At 43.6% G+C, this 6,508-nt stretch carries 9 protein-coding genes; 3 read left to right on the top strand and 6 right to left on the bottom strand.

The features are described from left to right. Positions 1–333: 333 nt before the first annotated feature. The 5 genes from LAY57_RS28020 to bchB form a co-directional block, all read right to left on the bottom strand. Positions 334–774 (bottom strand): MAG6450 family protein, encoded by a 441-nt coding sequence (locus LAY57_RS28020; RefSeq protein ID WP_249070460.1) that lies wholly within the window; start codon positions 772–774, stop codon positions 334–336. Then, on the bottom strand, positions 774–950 hold the full coding sequence (locus LAY57_RS28015; protein WP_275994377.1) for a Panacea domain-containing protein: 177 nt from the start codon (positions 948–950) through the stop codon (positions 774–776). The genes LAY57_RS28020 and LAY57_RS28015 overlap by 1 nt, the downstream gene beginning before the upstream one ends. Before the next feature lie 53 nt (positions 951–1,003). Beyond that, a complete protein-coding gene (locus tag LAY57_RS28010; protein ID WP_249070458.1) occupies positions 1,004–1,480 on the bottom strand; it encodes a DUF2188 domain-containing protein in 477 nt (158 codons plus the stop codon). Continuing rightward, positions 1,468–1,695 carry a hypothetical protein gene (locus tag LAY57_RS28005; RefSeq protein WP_249070457.1) on the bottom strand — a complete coding sequence of 76 codons (228 nt, stop codon included), beginning with the start codon at positions 1,693–1,695 and terminating at the stop codon, positions 1,468–1,470. The genes LAY57_RS28010 and LAY57_RS28005 overlap by 13 nt, the downstream gene beginning before the upstream one ends. A 164-nt stretch (positions 1,696–1,859) precedes the next feature. After that, positions 1,860–3,386, bottom strand: a complete 1,527-nt coding sequence (bchB, locus tag LAY57_RS28000; RefSeq protein ID WP_249070456.1) for a ferredoxin:protochlorophyllide reductase (ATP-dependent) subunit B — start codon at positions 3,384–3,386, stop codon at positions 1,860–1,862. Positions 3,387–3,801: 415 nt separating this feature from the next. On the opposite strand from bchB, the gene LAY57_RS27995 reads away from it, so the two are divergent. The 3 genes from LAY57_RS27995 (at position 3,802) to LAY57_RS27985 (ending at position 5,554) form a co-directional block, all read left to right on the top strand. Continuing rightward, positions 3,802–4,317: a Spy/CpxP family protein refolding chaperone gene (locus LAY57_RS27995; RefSeq protein WP_249070455.1), complete on the top strand. Its 516-nt coding sequence runs from the start codon at positions 3,802–3,804 to the stop codon at positions 4,315–4,317. Between the two features lie 342 nt (positions 4,318–4,659). Then, positions 4,660–5,118: a DUF29 domain-containing protein gene (locus LAY57_RS27990; RefSeq protein WP_249070454.1), complete on the top strand. Its 459-nt coding sequence runs from the start codon at positions 4,660–4,662 to the stop codon at positions 5,116–5,118. Continuing rightward, positions 5,108–5,554, top strand: coding sequence for a DUF29 domain-containing protein (locus LAY57_RS27985; RefSeq protein ID WP_249070453.1), 447 nt, complete (start codon positions 5,108–5,110; stop codon positions 5,552–5,554). The genes LAY57_RS27990 and LAY57_RS27985 overlap by 11 nt, the downstream gene beginning before the upstream one ends. A 195-nt stretch (positions 5,555–5,749) precedes the next feature. Here the strand turns inward: LAY57_RS27985 and rph are convergent, their stop codons facing one another. Further along, a complete protein-coding gene (gene rph / locus LAY57_RS27980; protein WP_249070452.1) occupies positions 5,750–6,478 on the bottom strand; it encodes a ribonuclease PH in 729 nt (242 codons plus the stop codon). Positions 6,479–6,508 lie beyond the last annotated feature (30 nt).

The raw sequence follows: 6,508 nt of genomic DNA, 5'->3' as shown, positions 1-6,508 counted from the left end.
TGGTTTGGCCTTAGTTCTTATGTACTATTGAATTGGCTTTTTGTTGATGTGTGACAGTTGAGGGTGCGGAATGTGGGCTATAACAAATGATAACAGACTTGTCCGTTGTGGAGAAAACGGACATCCTTTGAAGAACCGCATATACCTTTTAGACCAGGGTACAAAAAGGCACGTTACTTCTCCAGCTGCTATGAGAAAGTACAACATTAACCCGCAAGGGGTTGTTAATACTGATTGTCCGGTGCTAGCTACGATACCAGACGGATCTAAAATCCGGTAGAGCAGTCAAAAAGAAGCAAGGGTTGCAGACTTCATAACTGATTATAGTCCAAATCACTCTGGACAAACGCTATGGTCTCGGTCAAACCACACAATATAGTAAATCGAACCTACGCGAAAACCAAAAATCCGCTTTCTTTCATCAACCCACATTTCTGAAAGTTTCACATCATCGCTGACACTTTCAGGTACTTTTGGATGATTGGTAATTAGCTTGTATCCGCAACCTACAGAACCACCGCGTTGTTTCGAGCCTTGGCTTTTTATTTGCGCCCATGTATATCTCTCAATTTTTTTAAGTCCCCGAATCAAATCATCAATTTCTGATGGTTGCCAATCTGATAAAAGCCAACGGTTTTCATCAGTATGCTCAAACTTAAAACTGGGGTGTTGTTCGTGTGCATTCTCGGAACCTGTTGGATGAGTTAAAGCGGATTCAGGGATTCGGCTTGACGAACTTGTGGCTGAAAACTTTTTAATACGAGACTTTCCCACTACTCCTCCAAAAAAGAGGCGTAATAAGCTTTCATATCCTCATGGGAAATAATATTTGATGATTTTTCGGCAGGAGCTAAACCTTTACGAGCATTAATCCAAGGTTTTTCTGAGTGTGTCAAATCTTCTAGTCGTTTAGCACTCAATTCACCATAAGCAGTCCAAACTTCTTCCAGAACTTCTAGTAGCTACTACACTTGTAGTTTATAGTTCATCTTTATCCCGTTTATTAACTTTTCAAACACTCAGATTCATTCAATTCCGACTCGTGTTGCTGTTGTCGGCGCTGTAATACAGCATCTATGGCTGGATTAATAACCTCCTGTATTTTACCATTTTCATCATAAATTACTACTTCAAGCCATTGAGCCTTTGCCACTCCTACTGCATATTTAAGCGCTGTTTCCTTAGTCGGAAACATTTTTTCAGATGCAACGTCAGTTTCCTCTTTTACCACCCACCCATCTTGGTGAGGTGCGACGTGCAATTGGCGATTTAATTTCTTCAATACCCGCTGTTTTAGTCCAATTAAAGTAATACCAACAAGTGTTTGGCTCTCCTCATTGTAACGTGCGATCGCGCTATCACCCACATCCACAGCTACAGCCTCTTGTGGCTCTCCCAGTGATATATAAAGAACATCTGCTTCTTTATCATAAAAAGCAGTAACTTTTTTAGAATTTTCCAGAATTTTTAAACTGTCCATATAATTCGCTTACTTGAGGATGGCTGTTTTCTGAGATAAGCTGTCATTACAAATCCATCATAGCTACTAAGTTCGACATACACCACTACCACAAATTTATTTGGGGAAATTTCTTGATAGAAGCGCAGCGCCAGCAACGCACTTGTAGCCTCATCTTGTTGAATCAAATCCGGGTTCTCCAAAGTTTCTAAAACCCGATTATATTGAGTCTGCATCTCAGGGTGTTCTGTAATGATATGCTCCCACCGCTCCCTAGTGAGACGGATAGATACACCGTTCACCGAACGCCCTATCCATAGTATATTGCTACTCTGCGTCATTGTATTTTAATTTTAATCGATCTAGGGCATCCCTTTTGGATGCCCTACTATTTTTTGACCTAAGCTCCGACAGATTCCTTAGCGGCGTACATCACTTCAACCGTAATTTTGGAAATATTCCTTTCGCGTGCAAACTTTTCAGTATTCCGCTTCACTTTACCGCGCACAAAACCAGGAATCTTATTCAATTCTGCTTGTCCTTCCTTAGTCCAACCAAGGTCGGAATCCGCAGAAATTCCCTTAGTAATGACTTCCTTGGTATCATGTCCGCCGAAGATTTCCAGCAGGTGATCTTCCATTCCCAATGTGAAGGAATTGTAGACCAGATCGACGCACTGATTCGTCCCTTCATAACCCATGAAAGGTTTGTAACCAATTGGGAAGTTTTGGATGTGAATCGGTGCTGCAATTACACCGCAGGGAATATCCAAACGCTTACCGACGTGGCGTTCCATTTGGGTGCCGAAAATTGCCGAGGGTTCGACGCGCGCGATCGCATCTCCGATCAAACCGTGATCTTCGCTGACAATCACTTCATCGCAGTACTCGCCAACTTGTTCCCGGAACCAATCAGCATCATATTTGCAATAAGTTCCCGCCCAAACTACGTGGATTCCCATTTCCCGCGCCAGAATTTTGGTCATCGCGGCGGCGTGAGTGCTATCGCCAAACACAACAGCTTTTTTACCAGTCAAATTCTGACAGTCAATGGAACGGGAAAACCAAGCAGCTTGAGAAACGTGCAATGTTTGCTCGTTGATAAAATCTTCGTAATCAACATCACCGCCTTGTTCGTTAATTACCTGCTGAATCTTGCGGATACAACGCGCAGTTTCCACCACACCCATCGGCGTGATATCTATATAAGGTGTTCCGAATTCTTGTTCCAGATACTTAGCCGCCATTAACCCGATTTCCCGATAAGGAACTAGGTTAAACCAAGCTTTTGGCAAATTCTTCAGGTTGAGAACAGATGCACCTTCGGGAATTACTTCGTTGACTTCAATTCCCAAGTCAGCCATGAGGCGTTTAAGTTCGGTGCAATCGTGCTGGTTGTGGAAACCAAGGGTAGTAATACCGATGATGTTGACGGAAGGTTTTTCGGTTTTCCCTTCTGGCAGATTGCCTTGTTTGCGAGCTTTTTCGATGTAGTATTGAACAATTTGATGTAAAGTGCGATCGGCTGCTTGCAATTCGTTGACGCGATAGTGGTTCACATCCGCCAACATCACATCGCCTTTAGCATCTAATTGCGCCCGCTCGACAAAATTTCCCAAATCTTCTTGCAAAATACTAGAAGTGCAAGTCGGAGTCAGCACGATCAAGTCTGGATGTTCTTCAGTATCCTTACGGGTGATATTATCTATCACTCTTTCTTGAGAACCGCGTGCGAGAACGTGCCGATCGACAATACTGGTTGTGACTGGGGTGAAATTCCTCTCCCGCTCTAACATCGATCGCATCACGTTGAAATAGTCATCGCCCAGCGGTGCGTGCATGATCGCGTGGACGTTTTTAAAGGAAGTGGCGATGCGGAGAGTGCCAATGTGGGCAGGGCCTGCATACATCCAATAAGCCAATTTCATTCTGTTCTCCCTTGCTCTGAAAAAATAATGTTCGATCGAACTGGACAATGATTGCTTGATTATCAAATCGTTTCCGATTTTCTCACTAGATCGATGTCTGTTGAGTAGCTGCTAGTGTGAATTTTAATCGACTGTCGATCGCTCAAACGCTTTTGCTGATATGAATTTAGCTTAAAACTAAAACAACTTTTCTGTTGTTTTAGGGCAATAAATCTTAATGTTATCGGTCTATACATAATTTGCACCAAAAGTCAATCAATTTTGGATTCTAGGATTTTGGATTGACCCCCAGACGGTTGTTCGGTTGCTGTTTGAGCTTTTTGGTTTTGGTCAATAACTTGAATTTAGCGATCGCGTTGAACCTTCTCCCAACCCCCTTGGTCTAAAGGTACAGTTTTTAACCGCTTAGGTTTCAATGATAAATACCAAATTGTTTGCGCTTATCGGGACTACTGCCGCACTCGTTATCTCTACGGGCTGGCTGATTTCAACTCAGGCTAAACCAGTATCTACCTCTTCAGATCAGCCAATGCTTCTGGCTGAGGCAGGAAGGGCTTCCCTGAATCTGACTCCTGAACAAAAAGCACAAATGCAACAAATTCGCGAATCAACTCGCACTCAGATTGAAGGTATCTTAACACAAGAGCAGAAAAATCAATTGAACGCCTCCAGGGAACAGATGAGAGCGCGTCGGGCGCAAGCAGGTCAACCAGGTCAACCAGGTCAACCAGGTCAACCAGGTCAACGCGGTCAACGCGGTCAACGCGGTCAGATTTGGTCTTCGCTGAATCTCACTCCCGAACAAAAAACACAAATGCAACGAATTATGGACGAATCCAAGCAACGAATGGAAGCTGTTTTGACTCCTGAACAGCGCCAACAAATGCAACAGATGCGTCAAAATCGTCAAACTCGCCGTCAGGCTCAATAATACAGAAAACCCCCCTAACCCCCCCAGGTGTGGTCAAAAACAGTTGGTGATAGGGGGGACAAGGGGGACAAGGAGGACAAGGAGGACAAGGAGGACAAGGAGGACAAGGAGGACAAGGAGGACAAGGAGGACTCTTTCTGCCAACCAACTACCCATGACCGCACCCTAACCCCCCAAATTTGGGGGAAGACTCTTTTCCCCCCAGATTTGGGGGGCTAGGGGGGCGATTGCCTAAGTCCTAATTGAACTAAAAATGAGGTGGGGTTCGGTTTTGGACTACTCTGTGAAGAAGATGTACAATTCTCGAAACCCACCTCTACATATTGATCAAAGAAAAAAATCATGCCAACTAAACAAGATTGGGAATGGTTAGCAGCCGGTTCTGAATATCAAACTGCACAAGCAATCCAGCAACTCTTACAAGAGGAAAAGTGGATGGAAGCCACGGAAGGTCTCTACGAATTAATTGAATCAATGGGAAAATCGAAAAAATTGGCGCTGAAAAGCCAGCTAATTAGACTGATGGCTCATGTTATCAAGTGGAAATGCCAACCGGAACGCCTGGGTTATAGTTGGGCTATAACTATTCTTTCTGCACGTCGAGAAATTGAAGATATTCAAGAGGAAGTTCCCAGTTTGAACCGAAATTTTATTGAATCTGTCTGGGATAAATGTTTTAATGCCGCTGTGAAAGAAGCTGAAATTGAAATGGGTAAGCAGTGCGAATTAACTTCGCTTTCTTGGTCAGAAGTGTTTGAGGAAGAGTACATATTGATCGAAGGAAAAAATCATGCCAACTAAACAAGATTGGGAATGGTTAGCAGCCGGTTCTGAATATCAAACTGCACAAGCAATCCAGCAACTCTTACAAGAGGAAAAGTGGATGGAAGCCACGGAAGGTCTCTACGAATTAATTGAATCAATGGGAAAATCGAAAAAATTGGCGCTGACAAGCCAGCTAACCAGATTGATGGCTTATGTTATCAAGTGGAAATGTCAACCCAAACTTCGGAGTTCCAGTTGGATTATCACTATTCGTTCTGCTCGTCAAGAAATTGCAGATATTCAAGAAGAAGTCCCCAGCTTAAATCGTAATTTTATTGAATCTATCTGGGATAAATGTTTTAATAGAGCGTTGAAAGATGCTGAAGATGAAATGGGGAAGCAGTGCGAATTCTCCACTCTTTCTTGGGAGGAAGTCTTTGCAGAAGAGTATGCTTTATTTAAACGGAATTGAGACGATTTTTAAGAGTAAAATTTGGTTTGAAAATTTAATCTTTTTGCCTATTGCTATTAATTGTTTTTTTTGCTAATATGTAAATGTCATAATGCGAATCTGTTCGCTCATATAGCTCAATAGCTATATTGTTATATTATCAATTTTTCATAGTCTGGAATGCTTGCTACACAAGGACTGGCGGACAGGGATGATTTAGATGGTGGAAGCGCGTAGAGTTTCACGCTGCAATTCCAGCAAATCTCGAATACCTTTTTCGGCACAATCGAGTAGTTGGTTGAGTTGGGAACGGCTAAAAGTACCATCCTCAGCAGTGCCTTGGATTTCGATAATGCCAAGATTTTCATCCATCACGACGTTGAAATCGACTTCAGCGGCGACATCTTCAGGATAGTTGAGGTCTAAAAAAGGCTCACCCTGCAAAAGTCCTACGGAAACAGCGGCGACTTGGTGACGAATAGGCGATCGCGTCAACTTTCCCTGCTCAACCAACTTTTCCATCGCATCGGCGAGTGCCACAAACCCGCCAGTAATAGCAGTCGTGCGAGTACCGGCATCCGCCTGCAAAACATCCGCATCGACAATAATAGTGCGTTCTCCCAGCGCCTGCAAATCTATAGCCGCTCTTAAACTGCGTCCGATCAAGCGCTGAATTTCCTGAGTGCGTCCAGATAATTTCATAAATTCCCGTTCTTGACGTTGAGGAGTTGCGCCTGGGAGCATTCGATACTCAGCAGTTAGCCAACCCTTTCCCGTACCTTCCAGAAATTTCGGCACGCTCTCTTGGATACTCACATTACAGAGAACTTGAGTGTCACCGCAATGGGTAAGCACAGATGCGATCGCAAAGCGAGTGAAATTTCGCTCAAAACGAATGGGACGAAGTTGGTATGGTTGTCTGCCATCAGGACGCTGCCAGGACATCGGTTTTGCCTTCAAATAGTCAATCGAGAT

The sequence above is a fragment of the Argonema antarcticum A004/B2 genome, from assembly GCF_023333585.1.
In the GTDB taxonomy this organism is placed as follows: domain Bacteria; phylum Cyanobacteriota; class Cyanobacteriia; order Cyanobacteriales; family Aerosakkonemataceae; genus Argonema; species Argonema antarcticum.
Note: the sequence above shows the minus strand (reverse complement) of the source record. Positions and strands in the feature narration are given on the sequence as shown.

Bases quoted from the DNA above. Each gene is read 5' to 3' on its own strand.
- LAY57_RS28010 (WP_249070458.1), bottom strand. From the start codon at position 1,480: ATGGACAGTTTAAAAATTCTGGAAAATTCTAAAAAAGTTACTGCTTTT.
- LAY57_RS28005 (WP_249070457.1), bottom strand. From the start codon at position 1,695: ATGCAGACTCAATATAATCGGGTTTTAGAAACTTTGGAGAACCCGGAT.
- bchB (WP_249070456.1), bottom strand. From the start codon at position 3,386: ATGAAATTGGCTTATTGGATGTATGCAGGCCCTGCCCACATTGGCACT.
- LAY57_RS27995 (WP_249070455.1), top strand. From the start codon at position 3,802: ATGATAAATACCAAATTGTTTGCGCTTATCGGGACTACTGCCGCACTC.
- LAY57_RS27990 (WP_249070454.1), top strand. From the start codon at position 4,660: ATGCCAACTAAACAAGATTGGGAATGGTTAGCAGCCGGTTCTGAATAT.
- LAY57_RS27985 (WP_249070453.1), top strand. From the start codon at position 5,108: ATGCCAACTAAACAAGATTGGGAATGGTTAGCAGCCGGTTCTGAATAT.
- rph (WP_249070452.1), bottom strand. From the start codon at position 6,478: ATGTCCTGGCAGCGTCCTGATGGCAGACAACCATACCAACTTCGTCCC.